An 18,180-nucleotide genomic window follows, 5' to 3' on the forward strand; every position below is an offset into this window, starting at 1 on the left:
GCGGGTTGCTGATTGCGACTGGCCCCCCAGCCGATGTGGTGATTCGGAACCTCTGCCTCTTCAACACTTCGGCGGAACGAGGTCCCAACCTTCTGCGGCCTGATCGGTTTCTTCGGGCGAGGCTGGGATTTCCGGCATCCATTCCATCTTTGCCACGGTCAGCGACACCGCCGTGATCACCACCGCAGCCACGAGGTTCAGGAACAAACCATTGCGGGCCATCTCGTCGGTGCGAATGCCACCTGCGCCAAAAACAATCACGTTCGGCGCCGTCGCGACCGGCAACATGAACGCGCAGGAACAACTGATCGTTCCCGGCAGCATCAACAACGCAGGCGGCAAGCCGACTTCGATGGAAAGCGCCGCCAAAATGGGCAGCAACAACATCGCCGTCGCGGTGCTGCTGGTGATCTCCGTCAAGAACGTCACCAGCAAACAGATCGACAGAACGATCAACCAGGACGGGGCTTCTTTCAAAAACGTCAATTGCTGACCGATGGCAACGCTCAAACCGGATTCATCAAATCCCATCGCCAGCGCCATCCCGCCCCCGAACATGATCAGGATTCCCCACGGAATCTTGGTGGCCGTTTCCCAGTCCATCAGCCGGCTGCCTTGTTTCAAACCATCCGGGCAAAGGAAAAGAAACAACGATGCCCCCAACGCGATCGTGGCATCACCGACTTTGGAACCATCCCACGGAAGCAGCCCGGTCCAGCCGCCCCAAGGGCCGACACGAGTCATCCACAAGAGCGCCGTGACACCAAACACCGCCAGCAGATAAATCTCGTTCTTCGCGATTGGTTCGATTTCTGGCATGGTGACGGCGGAAGCATCATCGAGCTTTCGACACAGCCACCACCAAATGATCGGGATCAGGATGCAAGTGATCGGTAACCCGAACGCCATCCAAGTGGCAAACGGAACCTCCACGCCAAATTTCTTCTGCATCTCACCCATGAACACCACGTTCGGCGGCGTTCCAATTGGAGTCGCCATTCCACCGACGCTGGCGGAGAACGCGATTCCCAGCAGCAATGGCACGCGCAACTTTGTGTCTTTGGTTTGCGACAACACCGCCATCGCGATCGGCAACATCATCAATGCCGTCGCGGAATTGCTGATCCACATGGAAAGCGATGCGGTCGCCAACATGAACCCCAGCACCAATCGTTTGCCGCCTTGGCCGCCCACCAATCGAACCATGTTGATGGCAATGCGGCGGTGAGCGCCACTGCGTTCCATCGCTGCCGAAAGCAAAAAGCCGCCAAGCAACAACAGAATCATCGAATGGCCGTATGCGTTGGCAACTTCACCGTGGCTGATGATGCCCAACGTCGGCAATGCGACAAACGGCAATAAACCCACCACGGCAATGTGCAAGCATTCGAAGATCCACCACAACGCGCACGTGATGGCAACGCCCGCACAAGCCGACGCGGGATCAGACAACCCGGATCGATTGGCAACCAGTGCGATGCCGATCGCGATTAGCGGCGCGATCGGCAGCATCCATTTGGAAAGCTTGTCGAGATTCATCCATCCATCCGCACACCGATGGTGAGCAGAAGATTCGCGTAGCGTTGCTGGTCACCGGTTTGAATCGTCAACACATGGTCATCCGTGATCACGTGATCGTAGAACGCCCATTTTTCGAGTGGTTGCAATTCGACGCTGCTGCCGGCGTCTTTCAGTGACTTGCGATAGTCTTCCCAAACCGGTGGATCTCCGTCCAACGCATACGGTCCCTCGGTTTCGGTTTGCATCGTCATCGCGGCTTCAAAAGGAACCGCCGACAGCAGGGCCTGCAGCACTTGGTTGCAAGAAACCAAACCGGGGCTGAGATTCAAACTGACCAATTTCGCGTTCTTTCCACGCTTGTTAAGCGCGGGGTAATTGCCGTCCGCGATCAAGATCGTGCTGTGGTGTCCCGCCGCGGCACAGATGGCAGAGATTTCCGGGTGAATGAGATTGGAAAGAAGCATGAATTTAGTCTCAGTGGGGAAACAGATCAGGTTGAAAAGGGTAATTGTCTAAACGGAACGTGTTTGAAAAGGAAGATTGCAAGGATGTGGTTCGTTCGGAATGTCAAATCATTCGTCAATCAAAATTGCATTCGTCTTCCAAAACTCACCATCCATTCGCACCAAGTAGCCGAACGGCGTTAGCCGCGGTTGGCGTTCCAATAACGGTGGCGAACGTCAAAACGGCTACGAGGTTGGTCGGAATGTCAAATCATTCGTCAATCAATATTTGTCTGCCGATCGTCAATCATCTGATGCCAACTCAACGCCTCTCGCAACTCACCATCCATTCGCACCAAGTAGCCGCACGGCGTTAGCCGCGGTTGGCGTTCCAACAACCGTGGCTAACGCCAAAACGGCTATGGGGTTGGTCGAAATGTCAAATCATTCGTCAGTCAATATTCGTTTGCCGATCGCCAATCATGTGATGCCAACTCACCCCCTCTCGAAACTCACCATCCATTCGCAACAAATAGCCGCACGGCGTTAGCCGCGGTTGGCGCTCAACTAACCGTGGCGAACGCCAAAACGGCTATGGGGTTGGTCGAAATGTCAAATCATTCGTCAATCAATATTCGTTTGCCTATCGTCAATCGTCTGGTGCCAATTCAACGCCTCTCGAAACTCACCATCCATTCGCACCAAGTAGCCGCACGGCGTTAGCCGCGGTTGGAAATCCTAAAACCGTGGCTAACGCCAAAACGGCTACGAGTTCACTCGAAACATTGAATCACTCGTCGATTCGAAACATCTCGTCACGCGATCGCATGCTTCAGGTTCTGAATACTTTCCCGAGTGATCGTCTCGACCCCTGGTGAATAGTCAAACACTTCAACGCTCACCCAGCCTTCGTAGTCCACATCCGACAACGCACGCATGATCGGTTCAAACTTCACGTCTCCCATGCCTGGCCCCAGCAGGTTCGGGTCATTGGCGTGGAAATGAATCATCGAGTCGGCATGTTGGCGAATCACGTCGTCGATCGGTTTGGCTTCGCTGCTCATCGCTTTAACGTCCAAATGCAGCCCGATGTGCGGATCGTTGATCATCTCCGCTAACCGGACGCCTTCGTCCGCGGTGTTGAGAAAATCGCCTTCGCTCGGACCGAGCGGTTCCAACGCTATTTTGACATTGTGCGAATGCAACGCTGGTAGAACGCCGCGAAGGACTTCGGCCGCATTCTCCATCGCTTCTTCGGTGCTTTGCCCTTCGGTTCGATTGCGTTGCTGCGGCGATCCCAACACCATCAACGTCCCGCCAAGGTCGGCACACAATTCCGCCAGTTCACTCAGATAGGCGGTCGTATTGCCTCGAGTGACCGCGTCTCGCGTTGTCAAATGATAGCCTTCGGTTTTTGCCAACAACCAATGCAAGCCGATGATCTGCATGCCCGCATCGGAGACCTGCTCGCGGTAAGACCGACGATCCGATTTTGAAAACTCGCGGATATTTTCGGCCAGCATGAACGGGGCGACCTCCCATCCGGTGTAGCCGGCATTTTTCGCAAGAGCGAGGGCTTCGTTCAGCGGCATGTCGCCGTAAGTTTCGTTGCAAATTGCGTAGCGAAAGGCCATGGCAGAATGAGTTTGTTCTTGGGAGTTTGGGCTGGGATCTGGTCCGTTCGTTGGTCCACAATGTAGGCTGATACGCCTTCGGATGGCAGACGGCGAGCAAATTTATCGGCTGGTCTGGCCAGACCGCCAACGACTCACGACGCTTCTTGTCGCCCATCGATCATTCATTCTTTTCGGATTCGTCAGATGTTCACTCGTTCCATCGCATCGCACCTCACCTTCACCGCGTTGGCAGCCACGCTGTTCTTTGCCGGCTGTGGCCAGACCGATCGTTCCAGTGGCCCTGGACCGGAAGACCCCGACGCGCCGAAAGAGTTCACCACCACCGATACTGGTTTGAAATACCGTATCCTTCGAAAAGGTTCCGGTGATCTTCCTGGTCGCGAAAGCTTCGTCACTGTCGACTACGTGGGTTGGTTGGATAGCGGCCGTGAGTTTGACAGCTCGTACAACCGGCGAGAGCCAGCGACGTTCAATCTATCCAGCGTCATTCCCGCTTGGACGGAAGGAGTCCAGTTGATTGGCGAAGGCGGAATGATTGAATTGGAGGTGCCGTCTGACCTGGGATACGGTGCGGCCGGGATGCCGCCAACCATTCCACCAAATGCCACCTTGCACTTCAAAGTCGAGCTGTACGACTCACGTCAGTAATCTGACTTGCGTACGCACGTTTATTGAGACGGAAGCATCAAGGCTGAAGCCGCAGATCTACCCAAACCATGCGGTGGTCGGAGGCTTCGGTGGCCTTCCCGAGTGCGGTGCCAGCATCCGGCCAAACCACGCCCGAATTTATGACGTGCCAATCTGACGACGGCAAGACATAGTCGACTCGAATTGGGTTTCGACCGAACCTCGCTGTGGCAATTCCATGTTGAGGGCTGGTGGGCAACGTGTCTTGCACGCGCGGGTGAGCCAACAGGTTTCGGATGCCACCGCGAAGACTGTCGCCTTCCTTTGGATCCGAATTTAAATCACCGGCGATCACGAACGACGCGGGAGATCCATCACGGTCGCCCCCCAACCCACCCGAGTTCCCTTGATCGTCGACGATCCAAACGGACTTTCCGTCCGAGATGTAATCCGACCAAAAACGGATCTCATCATGATTGCGTTTCCCGTTTCGATCTTCTTTCCCATCAAACACGGGCGGCGTTGGATGACAAGCCAACCAGTGCAACACACGCGAACTGGCACCATCGTTGTTCGAACTTGATGCCCCGACCGGGATTCGAATGGGAATGTCCACATGGTTCTTGCTGGACAGACGTAACGATTTCCAAACCGCATCGGGGTGGTAGGGTTCGTTGCTCTCCGGATTGAACGGACGCAGTGCTCCCGGCATGTTCGACCAACGAAGCGTTTGAAAACTTCGGATCGCTTCGCTGAGTATGGGATAGCGGCTTAGAATCGCCATCGCGTATTGACCGCGATACTTACCAAACCCATGAGCATCGGTTGGCAATTCGACGTCACCATCCGAATCCAAATCCTGGTCGCTCAACAATCCCGTGTTGGTCGGGATGGACCATCGATACGGGTAGTTGATCGGCAAAGTCTCGCTGCCCAACTCATTCGTACTCTCTTCTTTCGCATTCCCTTGCTCGCGAAGATAGCGTTCGACGAAAGCGTTCAGCGTTTGAGCATCTTCGTCGTGATCGATCTCGCAAAGCAGCAACACGTCGGGGCGGATTGTCCGAATTACCGTCGCCAATTGGATGGCTTGGCGGTCGCTTCCCGTTTCCAATCGACGCAACACCTCGCCCGCTTCGTCCCCGTACAACGACACGTTGAACGTGGCGACTCGCAAGCTCAACGAATCTCGCTGCGAAGTTTCAGGAACGTTTTGAGCGGGCATGGAATCCAGGTCTTGCCCACCACCAATGGAAGGAACGAGACACACAACGAGCAGGGCAAAAGAAACCACGGGTTGGAATCGCAAAATCATAGCCCACCGGGTTGGGGGAACGTTACAATGGTCCTGACACGCAGGAAACGACTGTTTTCGCAGGCGATTGATTCAATGGCAATGGCGTCCATCATTGAGTCAACATGTCTTACGACGTGGAAAAGATTGCGAAACTCGCCCATCAAACGAAGAAGTTTTGGTGAATTCAGAAGATCAAATTCATGCTGCCGGACGAACTCACGTCGGGCAGCGTCGCGAAGACAACCAAGACCAGTTCCTGATTGCCGAACTGCGGAAGTCGATGCAGATTCACCAGACGAGTTTGGCGTTGGATGAGGAGTCGACTTTGTTCGGCGGCCGCAACGGTCAACTGCTGGTGGTGGCTGATGGAATGGGCGGCCACGCATCAGGACGCCGGGCCAGCAACCTCGCGGTCGATCATTTGATCACCCAGTTGCTGAACAACGTTCACTGGTTTCTCCACTTGGATGAGGAACGCGACCAAAGTTTCATCGATTCCCTCAAGAGTCTGCTCGAACGCACCAACTTGAAACTGTTGAACGAGTCCAAGCAGTCCGAAGAAGACCGCGGGATGGGAACGACGTTGACGGTCGCATACATCGTTTGGCCTCGCATGTACGTGGTGCACGCGGGCGACAGTCGTTGTTACTTGGTTCGCAGTGGGCAGTGCAGCCAAATCACCACCGACCACACGCTTGCCCGGCAATTGGTGGACGCGGGATCGATGAAACCGGAAGACGAAGCGACCAGCCGATGGTCCAACGTGCTTTGGAATGTTTTGGGCGGCCACGGTGAGAATCAGTTCACCGCCCAAGTCGTTCGGGTGGACTTGCTGCCCAACGACACAGTCATCCTTTGCAGCGACGGTCTGTCTCGATATGTCGATCCGAACACGATGGTGTCCGTGGTGGATCAATTCGGAACTGACCTACAAGGCATGACGGATCATCTGATTCAAATTGCGAATGAGGCGGGCGGCGTCGACAATATCACCGTGGTGGTGGGACAACCCGGTGCCAACCAGCCGGAACGAGACACGGTGGAACCATCGCGCACGGTTCCACTGGTCAGGTTGGACGACGAAAGTGACCTGCAATCGGACCAGGCGTCTTCGATGAGTCTTCAGGACCTACAACGTTTCGCCAACGAAGACACGTTGCCGGACGAGCGGGATCGCCAACGTTGAAAAGGCTTTCGTTAAGCTGGCACCCTTTGAACGAACAATCTTCGGCCGCGACTCGGTGCGACTTCACGCACGTCTAAGCGGCCCTGCACCTCGCTGCCGAACCGCGGTGACGTCGATTCGCTCGCTCGTCGTGGTCAATTCTTCGCAATCACTTCAGTTCTCAACTCGACTGAAGCGATACGCCACCACAAAAGCGAACGGTTGAATCGATTGCAACAAATGTGCGACCGCTGAGAAAATCCCTGATTCAATTTGAACACATCCGCGGACCACACCCCCCGCAAACGAAGGCCATGTTTGAAACGTGCCCCAAGAGCGGATCGGCTCCTACGAAACACGCGTTCGTCAGGAGCCGGTCTGCATTCTCTGTCAAACAGATTTTCGATGTTCGCTGACGAGCCCACCGACTTTCCGACAACGCTTCACGGGTCCGTCGGTACCTACCGGTTGAACGACAAAGGTCAGCTGATTGATGCTGACGACGCCCTGTTGCGTTTCTTTGGTGTCCAACACCTTCGCGAGCTACTCAAACACGCTGACACCGCTGAATCCGTGCGTCCCGCAACCGTCAGCAGCGAGAACATGGTTTGTTTGCCATGGCTCGAAGACGACCCAACGCTGTTGAACCAAATCCAAGGCTACTTCCGCCGGAATTTGGCCCCGCCGCCGCTGCAGCACAAAATCAAGCTCAAAGGTCGTGAACGTTGGGTGTTGGAAACGCTGGTTCCGATTCGCAACCTCACCGGCCACCTCGAACAATGGCTCGGTTCGATCTTTGATCTGACCGCGATCCAGTCACGCAACGAAACCGTCGTCCGCACTGCTCTTTCGACTGCGGATCTGCGAGCCACACAGTTGAATGACCTCTGCAAACAATTGCGGTGGGCCATCGATCGTGTTCGAGAATCAGTGCGGGAGAACGCTTCGGCATGCACGATGCATTCGCTGCTCGACAGCGTTGACCATTTGTTGCACCTGGAAATCGACAACGCCCCGACTGATCGCCGCAAAAGCTTTCGCGACGACAAAGAGACTGAGACCGAACCGCTTTCGCGAGAGTTACTGAAAAAGGTCGTTCCCACGCGATCACAGCCCGAACCAAGCTATCGCCAAGATCGTCGTCGCGGCTTCCGTCTTTGCGAACTGCTCGAAGACTTGGCCGAATCAGTCGCCCCCGAAATCCACCGGGCCGGCCGCCGAATCACGGTTCACGTCGATCCCGCCCTGCCGCCTGTGGTTCGCGGCAATTTGCAAACCATTCACTGTGTACTGGCCAACTTGTTGCATCACGCGGCGGAGCAAAAAGAGTTTGGTGATGTGCAATTGATTGCTCATCGGCAAAATCGTCACACCAAATTCATCGTTCGCATTCCGACGGTCACCTCCGAAGACGGAACCTTCCCGCAGTTGTGGCTGCACCCGGACCAACAACCATCGGAATGGCAAATCGCGGCTCGCTACGCCGAACGTCTTTCGACGCAATTGCTAACTCGCTTTCTGGCCAACGGACACTGTGAAGTCAGTTTTGAAACGACTTTGGTGGAAGACAAGGAAACCGAGTCCGATCTGCACCTCGAAAATCGACTTGATTCGCACAACCGAGTCTTGGTTCTGACCTCGCATGCGGCCACCAGAGACACGCTGACTCAAATTCTGAGCTCTTGGAAAATCCAAGTCACCAATTGCGACGAGCTTGATGTCGCTCTGCAACGCATTCGCGTGAGTCAGCAGATGCAACGTCCGTTTGACGCGATCCTGATCGACGAGGCCATCTTCGCCAACCGTCAATCGCTTTCCACCGAGACATTGGAATGCTTGGCGACCTGCACCAACATACGCATTCAGTCACGAGATGATGCGGCAAGCTCCAACTTCAAGCAACGTCACCGGATGCCCGACTGGGTGTGGACTGTCGAAGAACCGATTCGGCAAAGCTGCCTTCGCACCGCGTTATTGGGAGCGTTGTCGGCCGCTAATCCAGACGACGACGATTGCGGCATGTGCCCGCCGGCCACATCGCACTCGGTGGTCCCTGACTCGGGATTGGCTTTGCCATTTTTGTCCGCGAATGCGGACACCGTCGCACCCGACGATTTGGTCGAGTCCGAGCCAACGCTGGACGAATCGGATCTGTTCAACATGGAATCGCTGCGAAACGAATGCGGCGGTGACGACGAACTTTCCGGTGTCGTGATGGGAATTCTTTGTCAGTCGCTCCCGGCGAGAATCCGAGAAATTCAATCCGCTGCCCATCGGGGTGACTACCCGGCGGTCCGGCGTTTGGCTCACCAAATCGGTGGCGCGGCCCAAGACCATTCACTGAGCGCCGTGGCGAGTTTGACGTTGGAACTGAAAGCTCACGCAACGTCGCAAGACGTCCCTCGTGTCAACGAATGCATTCAGGAACTCACCCAGCGAATTGACCAAACGGTCGATCGAATCCAAGCCCTGTTGGAGGAAGCGAAATGAGTTCGTTTGATTCCAGCTCGCTGCACACCTTGCATCAATTGCAATCAGCCGAAGCCTTGAGTTGGCCGCATGTCGGCACATCCGAAACGTCGGTCCCGCCGGTGACGGAGTCGCCTCGATCCACGGGAAGCATTGATCGACGTGTTGCCAACCCAGACACCAGTACCATCCTGGTCGCGGAAAGCGATGAAACGACGCGAGAAACCCTCGCCAAAATGCTGCGTTATCGCAACTACAAAGTCCTGACCGCCGCCACCGGTCGTGATGCGATTGTGGCGGTGCAGCAACAACATCTCGATCTTGTGTTGATGGACATGGACCTACCGGATCTGGACGGGTTCCGCACCACACGATTGCTGCGGCAATGGATGGACCTGAGCGCGTTGCCCATCATCATGGTGACTTCCGCCGCATCGCCCAACGATGTGATTCAGGCTTTTGATAGCGGCGCCAGCGACCACGTGACCAAACCAATCGACGCCGCTGTCACACTCGCTCGCATCGCGACGCAATTGCAATTGAAGTCGGCTCTGCATCGCCTACGTCAAAGCGAAGAACGCTATGCGTTGACGGCTCGCGGAACCAACGACGGAATGTGGGACTGGAACCTGATCACCGGCGAGCTGTATCTCTCGCCACGATGGCGAAGCATGGTTGGATTGGACGGAACCGATTGGCAACCCAATGGTGCGACTTGGATGGATTTGATCCACGCCGAAGACCGCCGACGCGTCGAGTCTGATTTGGAGGCTCATCTCTGCGGCGACACGGATCACTTCGAGACCGAACTGCGAATGCAGGACGGGCACCAGACGTATCGTTGGATGCTCTGTCGCGGACTCGCTGTTCGCGATGGCCGCGGAACAGCCTATCGAATCGCGGGATCATTGACCGATATCACCGAAGGCAAGGTTGCGGACGCGTTGACGGGGCTGCCCAACCGGATGTTATTCAACGACCGGGTGCAGCGTTGCGTGGACTATCAAGCTCGCAATCCACATAATCGGTTTGCCGTCATCTTCATGGACGTCGATGATTTCAAACTGATCAACGACCATTTTGGACACGATGCGGGCGACGACTTTCTCGTCAGCATTGCGTCACGCCTGGACACCTCATTGCGAAAGTCCGACGCAATCATCGCACGGATGGGCGGCGACGAATTTGCGGTCTTGCTCGAAAACATTCGCCACGTCGATGAAGCCGTCGCCGTCGCGATGCGTTTGCACGACAAAATGCGGGCGCCGTTCCCAGTCGGCGACCGCGAAATTTTGACACGAGCGAGCATGGGCATTGTGGTGTCGGAATGGAACTCTGATTCGGATCAACCGCAGCCCACGTCCGAGGACTTGTTGGTCCGCGCCGATACCGCGATGTATTACGCGAAGAACCAATCCGAACTGCCCTACGCAATCTTCAACGAAGAGATGCTGGCGGAAAACCGTTTGCGATTGGAACTGGGGTCGGAACTACGGCATTCGCTCGAACGAGACGAACTGTCTCTGATGTACCAGCCCATGGTCAACTTGGCCAACGGACAAACGGCCGGCTTCGAAGCCTTGCTGCGTTGGGAACATCCGGAACACGGTCCCGTGTCACCAAGCACCTTCATCCCGATTGCAGAATCCAATGGATTGATTGTTGAGATCGGATTGTGGGTGCTTCGCAAAGCATGCCAGCAAGCGATCCAGTGGAAGGAAGACTTTGGTCGTCCGTTCATGATCAGCGTCAACGTCTCCGTTCGACAATTGTCCGCGACGGGATTTGTGGAAGCGGTCACGGAGGTCTTGGACGAAACCGGTTTGCCGCCGGAATTTCTCAAGCTGGAGGTGACCGAAAGTCTGCTGATGCAAGATCCCGAGCACACCATCGATCTATTGCATCAATTGCGAGACATCGGATTGACCATCGGCATCGATGATTTCGGCACCGGGTATTCCTCGCTGTCGTACCTGCACCGCATGCCAATGGACATCCTGAAGGTGGATCGTTCGTTCGTGGAATCGATGTTTGATTCGGACAAGAATGCCGCGCTGATTCGTTCCATCCTGGCTCTGGCCAGCAGTTTGGAATTGAACGTCGTGGCGGAGGGCGTCGAGACGGAACCGCAGTTACAACGATTGCGTGAACTGGGATGCCATTTCGTTCAAGGGTTCCATTTTTCCGAACCGCTGCACCCGGATGACGCCCAAGCGACCATCCACCGTGAATGGATCGCCGAGTGAGTGTCAAGCAAGCACCCACCTATACACACAACTCTCCAACCAGTTCCCCGCCCAAACCAACCAAACAGCCGCCCGGCGTTAGCCGCGGTTCTCACGCGTAACCGTGGCTAATGCCAAAACGGCTAAGGATTCCCACCACAAACCAACGCCTACTCACGTCCTCGCCCGCACCCAAACACCCCGACCAAACCGCCTTACAACGGCGCGGGCAAATCTCGTCGATTGAACACAATCAGCGCGATCGCATAAAACACCGCGCCGAGCGTTAGCAACAACAGCGGGTACGCCAGCGGTGGCAACAGGCCTTCCTCCATCGTCATGGACAAACTCCACGGCGACCACAGATCCCCATCGCGGACCAACGACGTCATCTTCTGAGGTTTGTAGCAATTGAAAAATGACATCGCTTGCAGAAATGACAACGATTCAGCGGCTTTCCCAAGCCCGTACATGATCAACTGAATCACATAGACCGTCATCACGGCACCGATCGTCCGCCATCGATACCGATCCATGCTGCTGAAGCAGGCACTCAGTCCCAGCAGAAAGAAACCAAACGAGAACAAGTGAAACACGGACGCCGTGTAGGTCAACACGTCGACTTGTTCACTCATTGGAAACGTGCGTTCGACGGGTGGATCGTTGGTCAACGGCAATTCCATGTTGAGAAACGGAACACGAACCGACGGCGGCGGCACGGTCTCTTTCAACATGGTGGTTTGGACGCCGACGCCCACCCCCGCCCAAAGCACCAAGCACAATGCAATCAAACCACCGATGCTGACCACCGCGTGCGACAGCATGAATCGAAGGCGGCTGATGGGCTGACTCAACAGCATCTCCAGCGTTCCGCGTCCCAGTTCCCCGCTGACCACATCGCTTCCGCGAGCGATGCACCAAACGACGGTGCAAAGAATCACGATCGGTTCGTCAAACGTCATCCCGACTCGGCCGGAGTACGTGAACAGAGCATCAAACTCGATCGGCGCGAATTTTTCGTAGTCACGAAATTGTTCCAAGATGGTTTGGAACTGCCCCATGTTCAGCAGCTTCACCACCCAAACTCGTACCCAACCAAACGCGAATAACGCGATTGCGAGTGCGATGAACAGCAACGAAGACTGACCGATGAATTTGCGGATCAACATGCGATCCACACCAATGTCACTCGCACGCACTATTCGACTCCTTCCGCCAACGCGACGTCTTGTGGTGCCCGCCTCGGTTGCAATTGCAGGATCTCTTCCCCCAAATGCACGCTTTGGTAGATCGCCTGCAATCCAAGTGGTTCGATACGAACCTGGCGCAAGGGCAACGATCCCAGCCACCCCAAAACCGGTGCCAAGTCACCCGCTGTATTGATTCGCACTTTCCGTTGTTCCAACGAGACATCTGTGACGAATTCTCGCAATTGACCAGGGATTTCGATCGACTGCATGTCTGGATCGGAACAGACCGCGGTCACACGGTGACGTTGGAACAGCTCATCCATCGTCAACTCATGAGCAAGATGCCCTTTGCGAAGGAAGGCGACTCGATTGCAAGTTTGCTCGATTTCACTCAGCACGTGCGAAGAGAACATCACAGTTCGCCCCGCATCGCGTTCTTGCATCACCAAGTCCAACACAGCGGCCCGGACCGTCGGATCCAAATTGGCGGTCGGCTCGTCCAAAATCAACAAAGGCGTTCGCGGCCCCAGCACGACCGCCAAGGCGAGCTTCTGACGCATGCCCGTCGACATGAATGCGACCCGTCGAGACAGATCCAACTCCAGTTGTTCCGCGACGGCAAACGATCGTTGCCGGTCCCCAAATGGATGCATTTCCGCGAAAAAGTCGAGCAGGCCTCGTCCACGCATGTGTCGCGGCAACCGCGCGTCGCCTGGCAGATAGGACACCTGTCGTCGCACCGCCACCGGGTCCAAAACCGGATCCAGACCGGCGATGGTGCAACGTCCGTCGGACGGATGCAGATAACCCAACATGGTGCGGATCAAGGTCGTTTTTCCGGCACCGTTGGGCCCTAACAAACCGAACACTTCGCCGCGTGCGACGCTTATCGTACAACCGGACAGCGCCGTGAAGTCGCCATAACGTTTGGTCAGCCCTTCACAGCAAACGAGGGCATCCGGTGACGGGTCGCCGTCCTGTTCCTCCAACGTTCTCAAATTGCTTCTCTCAGACGACTTGTGGAATAGGTTCGAGGCGACGTAACTTGATCGACCAACGACGGTCGCGAATTTTGGGGCTTTCACCCATTGGAACCACCGTCGCGACAACGCTCAAGCACACCCGGACGGCAGCGACGGATTCGCACCGAGCACGACTCATTGTTGCCATCTGTCAAACGAACGCGTCACCAACTTCCCTCCCGACAACGATCTCATCCACTATGACGGACAACGCCTCGACGAAAACATCGGACCAGCCTCACGTTTTGCCACGCGGCATTCGCTTCGCTGGGGTGTCCTGCGGGATCAAGGCCAGCGGCAAACGCGATGTTTCGATGATCGTGACGGATCGTCCCGCCGTGATCGCGGGGGTCTACACGACGAACCAAATTGTCGCGGCACCAGTCGTCTTGACTCGATCGAAAACACCAACGGCTTCCGGTCGCGTTGTCTTGACCAACAGCGGCAATGCAAACGCATGCACGGGCGAAGAAGGCATGCAAAACGCCCAGGCAATGTGCCAACAGGCGGCCGACTTGGTCGGTTGCGATCCGTCCGACGTGATGGTGATGAGCACCGGCGTGATTGGACATCCATTGCCGATGGAAAAGGTGCAATCCGGAATCCAATCCGCGTTTGACAACTTAAGTGACGACGAGGAAGCCTACTTGGCATCCGCCGACGCGATCTGCACCACGGACCAATTCCGCAAAACCGCCAGTTCCACCGTGACGATCGACGGTCACGACTATCAAATCACGGCCATGTGTAAGGGAGCCGGGATGATCGCTCCGAACATGGCAACCATGTTGGGCGTGATCACGACGGATGCACCCATCGGCCCCGATGCTGCACACGCCAGTTTGAAATCGATTGCGGATTCGACGTTCAATCGCGTCAGCGTCGACGGGCACACCAGTACCAATGACACGGTGATGCTGGTCGCGACCGGGTTGACCGATTCGGAAGGCGCGTCGGAGCTTTCCTCCGATGGTTTGGCGTTGTGGCAAGAAGCCGCCACCCAGGTTGCCTTGCGTTTGGCCAAGCTTTTGGTCGCCGACGGTGAGGGTGCCGCTCGTTTTTTTGAGGTTCGAGTCAGTGGCGCCGCGTCGGATTCGGATGCGTTACACATCGCCAAAACGGTAGCCGCCAGCCCTCTCGTCAAAACAGCGATCACAGGCGGTGATCCGAACTGGGGTCGCATCGTCTCAGCCGCTGGATACGCCGGGCCAAAGATCACTCCCGATCGAACGACGTTGGTGATCGACGGCGTCACCGTGTTCGAAAACGGGACCCCTCAAAAGATCGATGCGGCAAAGCTCAGCACCGCGATGAAAGCGAACTCCGAGGTCCTGGCCGATCTGCGTGTCGGCGACGGCCCGGGCAAAGCATCGTTCTGGGCCAGCGATCTGACCGAAGCCTATGTCCGATTCAATTCGCTCTATACTACCTGATTGTTTTCCAATCTGGTCCAAGCAAACGAACAACCCGCGACGAGGTCAATCGCTGATCGCAACCGATCTTTCGTTGAACAGCTCAACCCTTGCGAATGTCGATCACGCGAGTGCCGGAGATGGAATCGTGCCAACCGGTCGTTTTGTCGCCGAAGAGGAACGACAATGGATCGAAGGGGATCATCCGAGCCAGATTGCGACCAATGATCTTTCCGAATCCCGCCTTGCCACCATCCGCGGCGATCACGCGTGTCCCGGTGATGAATTTCCCGAGTGTGGCACCGAAGATGGCTTCCATCGCCACGTAGTAGAAGAGAAAGCTTCCGAATCCCAATCCGGACGACACCAGGTTCATCGTTGCCTCTTGTTGCTCAGTCATCTCCACGCCGTACATCGCGATCATCGCAATCCCAACAACGAGACCGATTCCAAAAGAGATCATTTGGACGAAAATTCCGTCCAGAAAGTAGTTCCCGAGACGTTTGTTCTGCGACGCATAATTCCCGGCTGCTCCACCCGCTGCGTCTGCCTCCGTCATCGATGAAGCGTATGGATTGTGCCCGCCGCCGGACGATGCAGCGGGAGCTGTTCCGGGACGTGGTGCCACGGCGACCGGTGCCAAATCTGTTTCGGTCAGTTCGTCGAACAATCCGGCGTCCGCACCGAGTGGACTGGCGGATGCGGGAGCCGCCGGCCGCGGAGTCGCGGTGGCTCCCGCGGCGACGGGGCGTTTGACCGGTGCTTGTCCGGTCGCCGATTTCGGCATGGGCACGCGGAGTTGCTTCCCGCAGGGACACTTGACCGTCTTTCCAGCCGCCGTGTCGGGAATCTGCAACAACTTCGAACAACCGGGGCACTTCAACTTCATCGGAGACCTTTCCCATACGATCGGCCGCGGTGAACCACCGCGAAAACCAGCTAATCAGCAAGCGTCGCGTCTGCTCATCAGACGCCGGGAACACGATGATACTCCATCGCCGGGCGTTCGGGTTTCCGTACCTGGCAATCGAGCCCAGATACACCAATCCTTCATGCAAACACGCGGAAATATCCCTGCAACAGTCGCCCGCCGCGTTGCGTGGGGCACCGGGGAACGGGGGCGGAGAGTCTCTCGGTTTGGGGAAGGGGTGGCAGGCTGCACTACGGGACACGGTGCTACACATACAGCGAGCTTGTGCGGGTGGATCGCCGACCGTCGAGACGGAGGTGATCGGTTGCAGCGCGGCATGCCGCAGGCGTACGAAAAACGCTCGGCTCCCGAGGGAAAACCGAGCGTGGTTGGGTCAAAATTTGGTGAGCCGCTATCGCGGCGTGGCAAATTATTCGATTGAGCCGGCTGCATCAGCGGCGGCCTTTGCAGCAGCGTTGGAGCTGTCTTCGACCGCAGCGTCCAATCCAGCGTTCACGTTGGTCGTCGCGTTGTCGCCGTTGATGTTGGAATCCAACTCCGTGTCCGCATTGGCATTTGTACGAGTACGAGTACTGTTCTCGTCCGGCGTCAAACCGGCATCCAGGTTCGTATCGGCGTTAGCGTCCGCTTGCACGCCAGCCACATCGTTCTCCAAATCCGCATCGACGTTGTTCTGCGTTTGAACGTCGGCGCTGGCTTCGTCCGACTCGCTCAGCGTCTCACGCATTTGTTCTTCGCGATTTTCCAAGTCATCCGAGTTCGTGGAATCGTTGTCTTGGTTGCCGTAAGCAGCCTCATAGCGTTCGTCTTGCATCTCGTTATTGGCCTGGCCTTCAGCAGACTTCCAATCGCTTTGCTCAGTGCCGCTTTGCTCAGTGCCGTTTTGCTCGGCGCCGTTTTGCTGCATGTCATTCGACGTGCTGTTATCGAAATACACACGTTGTCCAGCAACACAAATGAATTCGCGTCCATTGCTGTCGTGACGCAGTGTGTAAACGGCGTTTGCATGATTGCCAACGTGAGCACCGTAATGCGTTTGCATCGGCACCGCGTGGTAGCTGACTTGTCCGTGATGTCCCGAGTGGTTCACGTGTTGTGAGTTGCCGTCGTACTGGTAGTCAGTCGGAGTGACCGTTTGCAAATCGCTGTAGACTCGATTGCCGATCGTGGATTGCCCATAAGTCGTACCGGGAGCGGCATAGTACTCGCCGTCGTTCAGTTGCCCCGTTGGACCGTGCGATTGAGGGCTCGAACTAGCCGCGGCATCGTCCACCCGATTGCGGAGACTTCCGACGGTGTTGCGAGCCGCGTTCTGCACTTGGCCGGCGGTTCCGCGAACTGCGTTGCCGACTTGCGAAGCCGTGTTGTTCAAAACGCCTTGAGCACTGGCAATTGAGCCGGAGGCGACAAAGCTGAGAATGGCAGCGGAGCTGAGCAACTTCTTCATGTTGAATTCCTTGTTGTGGGGATGGGGCGAAAGAGCGTGATGAGGAGGTTCGGCTGACGATTATCAACCGTTGCTCTTCCATGCCCGGGGGACTCTTGTTGAGCCCCATGCAATTGCAAGCTGCATACCCAAACGAGGATCTCGATCCAAATTTCCGTCGCCCGAACGCGAGACTGAGCGAATCAACTCAGCGGCCTCACAGTGACTCGTTGCTAGTCGCTAGGACGCTAAATTCCCTCCCCCAACAGCCGTGCGCCGATCGCTGAAAGCAGCAACGCCCCCGGAACGATGGCGATTGCTGTCCACGTGATGTAGCGCCGATAGGAGACCCCGCCCGCCGCAGCCACGCCAGCGCACAGGTGAGCCCCAACTCCCGGTATTTGCCGTCCAAAGAACAGAAACCAAGGACTGCCAGCCGGCCATCGCGATATCCAACGCGGCATTTTCTTGCGAGCTTCTTCTTCGCTGTTGACTCCGGTCCACAAACGGATCGTGGTGAACTCCAGGATCGACCCCAACAGCCAACCCAACCAACCCAAGAACACCGCCACCGGATAAGAATACAAAGCGCCGTTGGCGATCACGATCACATCCGATGGCACCGGCGCGGCGGCGATCAACGCGTGCAATGGAACCGTGACAACGGGAGCCACCCAGCCCAATCGCTGATGCATTTGGCGAAGATCATCGCCACCGAATTGAAACGCGGCCCAGCATCCCAACAACAACGCCAGCGGCAACACAATCCGAAGACTGCGTTTCCAAAGAGGCGGATTGGGCGTTGGTTCATCCAC

The 18,180-nt window shown here is 56.3% G+C and carries 14 protein-coding genes; 5 read left to right on the plus strand and 9 right to left on the minus strand.

Annotation, left to right across the window (positions count from 1 at the left end):
• Positions 1 to 60: 60 nt before the first annotated feature.
• The 3 genes from LOC70_RS23820 to LOC70_RS23830 form a co-directional block, all read right to left on the minus strand.
• Positions 61 to 1,539: an SLC13 family permease gene (locus tag LOC70_RS23820; protein ID WP_230256566.1), complete on the minus strand. Its 1,479-nt coding sequence runs from the start codon at positions 1,537 to 1,539 to the stop codon at positions 61 to 63.
• On the minus strand, positions 1,536 to 1,985 hold the full coding sequence (locus LOC70_RS23825) for an RbsD/FucU family protein (protein WP_230256567.1): 450 nt from the start codon (positions 1,983 to 1,985) through the stop codon (positions 1,536 to 1,538). Before LOC70_RS23825 ends, LOC70_RS23820 begins: the two co-directional genes overlap by 4 nt.
• 794 nt (positions 1,986 to 2,779) lie before the next feature.
• A complete protein-coding gene (locus LOC70_RS23830; protein WP_230256568.1) occupies positions 2,780 to 3,598 on the minus strand; it encodes a sugar phosphate isomerase/epimerase family protein in 819 nt (272 codons plus the stop codon).
• 186 nt (positions 3,599 to 3,784) lie between these two features.
• Between LOC70_RS23830 and LOC70_RS23835 the strand changes: the two genes are divergently transcribed.
• Positions 3,785 to 4,249: an FKBP-type peptidyl-prolyl cis-trans isomerase gene (locus LOC70_RS23835; RefSeq protein ID WP_230256569.1), complete on the plus strand. Its 465-nt coding sequence runs from the start codon at positions 3,785 to 3,787 to the stop codon at positions 4,247 to 4,249.
• 37 nt (positions 4,250 to 4,286) lie between these two features.
• Here LOC70_RS23835 and LOC70_RS23840 read toward each other — a convergent pair whose 3' ends face one another.
• Entirely contained in the window at positions 4,287 to 5,522 is a 1,236-nt protein-coding gene (locus LOC70_RS23840; protein ID WP_230256570.1) for an endonuclease/exonuclease/phosphatase family protein, read from the minus strand.
• A 181-nt stretch (positions 5,523 to 5,703) separates the two neighbouring features.
• On the opposite strand from LOC70_RS23840, the gene LOC70_RS23845 reads away from it, so the two are divergent.
• The 3 genes from LOC70_RS23845 (at position 5,704) to LOC70_RS23855 (ending at position 11,405) form a co-directional block, all read left to right on the plus strand.
• Positions 5,704 to 6,711: a PP2C family protein-serine/threonine phosphatase gene (locus LOC70_RS23845; RefSeq protein WP_230256571.1), complete on the plus strand. Its 1,008-nt coding sequence runs from the start codon at positions 5,704 to 5,706 to the stop codon at positions 6,709 to 6,711.
• A gap of 384 nt (positions 6,712 to 7,095) precedes the next feature.
• Complete coding sequence (locus tag LOC70_RS23850) at positions 7,096 to 9,180, plus strand: Hpt domain-containing protein (RefSeq protein ID WP_230256572.1); 2,085 nt, start codon at positions 7,096 to 7,098, stop codon at positions 9,178 to 9,180.
• Positions 9,177 to 11,405 (plus strand): putative bifunctional diguanylate cyclase/phosphodiesterase, encoded by a 2,229-nt coding sequence (locus LOC70_RS23855; protein ID WP_230256573.1) that lies wholly within the window; start codon positions 9,177 to 9,179, stop codon positions 11,403 to 11,405. The genes LOC70_RS23850 and LOC70_RS23855 overlap by 4 nt, the downstream gene beginning before the upstream one ends.
• 194 nt (positions 11,406 to 11,599) lie before the next feature.
• Here the strand turns inward: LOC70_RS23855 and LOC70_RS23860 are convergent, their stop codons facing one another.
• Both LOC70_RS23860 and LOC70_RS23865 read right to left on the minus strand, forming a co-directional pair.
• A complete protein-coding gene (locus tag LOC70_RS23860; protein ID WP_255716618.1) occupies positions 11,600 to 12,553 on the minus strand; it encodes an ABC transporter permease subunit in 954 nt (317 codons plus the stop codon).
• Between the two features lie 29 nt (positions 12,554 to 12,582).
• The gene (locus LOC70_RS23865) at positions 12,583 to 13,563 is read right to left on the minus strand and encodes an ABC transporter ATP-binding protein (RefSeq protein ID WP_230256638.1); all 981 of its coding nucleotides are present in this window, start codon (positions 13,561 to 13,563) and stop codon (positions 12,583 to 12,585) included.
• A 233-nt stretch (positions 13,564 to 13,796) separates the two neighbouring features.
• On the opposite strand from LOC70_RS23865, the gene argJ reads away from it, so the two are divergent.
• Positions 13,797 to 15,029 carry a bifunctional glutamate N-acetyltransferase/amino-acid acetyltransferase ArgJ gene (gene argJ, locus LOC70_RS23870; RefSeq protein ID WP_230256575.1) on the plus strand — a complete coding sequence of 411 codons (1,233 nt, stop codon included), beginning with the start codon at positions 13,797 to 13,799 and terminating at the stop codon, positions 15,027 to 15,029.
• Positions 15,030 to 15,111: 82 nt separating this feature from the next.
• On the opposite strand, the gene LOC70_RS23875 is transcribed toward argJ, so the two are convergent.
• The 3 genes from LOC70_RS23875 to LOC70_RS23885 all read right to left on the minus strand — a co-directional run bounded on the left by LOC70_RS23875 (position 15,112) and on the right by LOC70_RS23885 (position 18,180).
• Complete coding sequence (locus LOC70_RS23875; protein WP_230256576.1) at positions 15,112 to 15,897, minus strand: RDD family protein; 786 nt, start codon at positions 15,895 to 15,897, stop codon at positions 15,112 to 15,114.
• A 451-nt stretch (positions 15,898 to 16,348) separates the two neighbouring features.
• Complete coding sequence (locus LOC70_RS23880) at positions 16,349 to 17,386, minus strand: hypothetical protein (RefSeq protein WP_230256577.1); 1,038 nt, start codon at positions 17,384 to 17,386, stop codon at positions 16,349 to 16,351.
• Positions 17,387 to 17,613: 227 nt separating this feature from the next.
• Positions 17,614 to 18,180, minus strand: coding sequence for a TVP38/TMEM64 family protein (locus LOC70_RS23885; RefSeq protein WP_230256578.1), 567 nt, complete (start codon positions 18,178 to 18,180; stop codon positions 17,614 to 17,616).

It is taken from the genome of Rhodopirellula halodulae (genome assembly GCF_020966775.1).
Taxonomy (GTDB): domain Bacteria; phylum Planctomycetota; class Planctomycetia; order Pirellulales; family Pirellulaceae; genus Rhodopirellula; species Rhodopirellula halodulae.

What these genes read in the sequence shown, in the direction of transcription:
- LOC70_RS23820 (WP_230256566.1), bottom strand. Translation starts at nt 1,539, where the DNA reads ATGAATCTCGACAAGCTTTCCAAATGGATGCTGCCGATCGCGCCGCTA.
- LOC70_RS23825 (WP_230256567.1), bottom strand. Translation starts at nt 1,985, where the DNA reads ATGCTTCTTTCCAATCTCATTCACCCGGAAATCTCTGCCATCTGTGCC.
- LOC70_RS23830 (WP_230256568.1), bottom strand. Translation starts at nt 3,598, where the DNA reads ATGGCCTTTCGCTACGCAATTTGCAACGAAACTTACGGCGACATGCCG.
- LOC70_RS23835 (WP_230256569.1), top strand. Translation starts at nt 3,785, where the DNA reads ATGTTCACTCGTTCCATCGCATCGCACCTCACCTTCACCGCGTTGGCA.
- LOC70_RS23850 (WP_230256572.1), top strand. Translation starts at nt 7,096, where the DNA reads ATGTTCGCTGACGAGCCCACCGACTTTCCGACAACGCTTCACGGGTCC.
- LOC70_RS23855 (WP_230256573.1), top strand. Translation starts at nt 9,177, where the DNA reads ATGAGTTCGTTTGATTCCAGCTCGCTGCACACCTTGCATCAATTGCAA.
- LOC70_RS23860 (WP_255716618.1), bottom strand. Translation starts at nt 12,553, where the DNA reads ATGTTGATCCGCAAATTCATCGGTCAGTCTTCGTTGCTGTTCATCGCA.
- argJ (WP_230256575.1), top strand. Translation starts at nt 13,797, where the DNA reads ATGACGGACAACGCCTCGACGAAAACATCGGACCAGCCTCACGTTTTG.
- LOC70_RS23875 (WP_230256576.1), bottom strand. Translation starts at nt 15,897, where the DNA reads ATGAAGTTGAAGTGCCCCGGTTGTTCGAAGTTGTTGCAGATTCCCGAC.
- LOC70_RS23880 (WP_230256577.1), bottom strand. Translation starts at nt 17,386, where the DNA reads ATGAAGAAGTTGCTCAGCTCCGCTGCCATTCTCAGCTTTGTCGCCTCC.